The following is a 1,269-nucleotide window of genomic DNA, read 5'->3' as shown; positions in this document are numbered from 1 at the left end:
TGAAGTGGACCCCATCCTCTGGACCACCTGACAGGCGATCTAAGCTCTGACCGGATTGTCATCAGGCGTCAGGCCGCCTGGGTCAGTGGTTGATCGAAGTACACCTCGTCGGGTGTCGCATCGTCCAGCCCCTGATGGGGCCGATTCATGTTGTACCAGGTGAAGTAACGCTTCAAATCCTCGCGCAGATGGACGCCATTCTCGAAGGCTTTCAGGTAGACGCACTCGTACTTCACGCTGCGCCAGAGTCGCTCAACGAAGATGTTGTCCTGGTAACACCCCTTGCCGTCCATGCTGATCCGAACATCATGGGCTGCCAGCACCTCGGTGAACGCTTTGTTGGTGAATTGGCAGCCCTGATCCGTATTGAATATCTCGGGAGACCCGTGGTGCGTCAGGGCTTCCTCCAGGGCGTCGATGCAGAAGTCCGTGTCCAGCGTATTCGATACTCGCCAGGCCAGCACACGGCGGCTGTGCCAGTCCATGATGGCCACCAGGTACATGAATCCGCGTGCCATCGGGATGTAGGTCACATCGGTTGCCCAGACCTGGTTTGGTCGGTCGATGACACGATCCCGCAGCAAGTAGGGGTAGATCCGGTGCCCCTTATCCGGGCGACTGGTGCGCGGCTTCGGGTATACCGCTTGCAGTCCCATCTGGCGCATCAGTCGCTGGACGCGCTTGCGGTTCACTGCGCGCCCCAGGCGGTTGAGATAGACCGTCAAGCGCCGTGAGCCATAGACCGGTGTTCGCAGGTGTTCCTCATCGATCAGGCGCATCAACTCCAGATCGCAGTCTCGTAACTCTCTGCGCTGGTAGTACACCGACGATCGACTGAGACCGAACAGCCGGCACTGGCGCCGAATGCTGATGTCAGAAGCCTGGGGCTCGATCAGGGCCAAGCGCTGGGCCCGGCTCAACGATCGAGCCTGCGTGACAAAAAATCGCGTTCCACCGTCAGCTTGCCGATTTCACGGTAAAGCGTGTCGACCTCCTCCTGAGTCTTCTGGGCCGCCTTGCTGGCGCCCTTGCCCTCGAAGACCCCGGTGGCGTTCTCCAGCAACTCGCGCTTCCACTGGCTCACCATGGTCGGATGGATCTCGAAACGGGCCGCGATCTCCGACGTGGTTTGTTCGCCCTTGACGGCGGCGAGTGCCACCTTGGCCTTGAAGTCACTGTTGTACTGCCGGCGTTTCCTACTCATGATCAGGTTCTCCTCTTGGAATGATCAGAGCTTAGCGCCTGGTCCGAATTTCGGGGACCACTTCA

The 1,269-nt window shown here is 59.6% G+C and carries 1 protein-coding gene; it reads right to left on the bottom strand.

Annotated features, from left to right (window positions below):
- Nucleotides 1–68: 68 nt before the first annotated feature.
- Nucleotides 69–1,204 (bottom strand): IS3 family transposase gene (locus ABGV18_RS11435; protein ID WP_396582857.1). Its coding sequence is split into 2 segments (ribosomal slippage): nucleotides 69–946 and nucleotides 946–1,204, totalling 1,137 coding nucleotides; the frame shifts between segments, so codons are not numbered across the junction.
- Between the last annotated feature and the right edge of the window lie 65 nt (nucleotides 1,205–1,269).

This window comes from Guyparkeria halopsychrophila (genome assembly GCF_044582135.1).
GTDB lineage: Bacteria > Pseudomonadota > Gammaproteobacteria > Halothiobacillales > Halothiobacillaceae > Guyparkeria.
The sequence above is the reverse complement of the archived record's forward strand: the minus strand, read 5'-3'. Positions and strand labels throughout refer to the sequence as shown.